This is a genomic window from Brachyspira sp. SAP_772 (assembly GCF_009755885.1).
Taxonomy (GTDB): Bacteria; Spirochaetota; Brachyspiria; order Brachyspirales; family Brachyspiraceae; genus Brachyspira.
The window spans coordinates 1-762 of record NZ_VYIX01000131.1 but is presented as its reverse complement, the minus strand read 5'-3'; the positions used below and the strand labels follow the sequence as shown (position 1 = coordinate 762).

General features: G+C 25.0%; 1 protein-coding gene. It reads right to left on the bottom strand.

What is annotated here, in order from left to right; genetic code table 11:
* A partial coding sequence (locus GQX97_RS13045) for a fumarylacetoacetate hydrolase family protein (protein ID WP_157152277.1) occupies positions 1-762 on the bottom strand: 762 nt, incomplete at both ends.

Sequence of the window (762 nt, the reverse complement as noted above, 5' to 3'; positions counted from 1 at the left end):
ATTTTATCACCATTTTTCATATATTTAGGAGGGTTAAATCCCATACCAACTCCAGAAGGTGTGCCGGTTGCTATTATATCTCCTGGTTCTAATGTCATTCCTTTAGATATATCGCTTACTAATTCATATATATTATGTATCATATGTTTTGTATTTGAGTTTTGTCTTRTTTCRTCGTTTAGAGTTGATTTTATATTTAAGTTATTTACATCTTTTATATCATCTTTATATAYTATGCATGGCCCCATTGAACTGTAAGTATCTAAACTTTTTCCTTTATACCACTGAGAATGTTCTTTTTGTATTTTTCTTGAAGATATATCATTAAAAATACTATATCCGAATATATATTCATTTACTTCTTCTATTTTTATATCTTTTGCTTTTTTMCCTATTAYAATTGCTAACTCTGCTTCATAGTCTAATGCTTCATCTAAATCTAATCTTGCATTTATATTATGATTATGTCCTATTATATAAATAGCTCTTTTAGAGAAATATACAGGTTTTGTGTTTTGTACATCATTAATATTATTTTTTACTTCGTTAATATGGTCTTGATAATTTACTCCTACGCATATTATATCATGTATAGGYTTTGTGATAGGTGAAAGCAATTGAAGTTTTTCTATTGAATAAGTTTGCTTGAAAGTATCTATTTCTTTTTCTAATTTATTTAGTATTTCTTTATTACAATTTTCTATAAAATTAATCATATTATAATTTTTAAACTCTGGTATAATATCTGCTATAGGTATAACA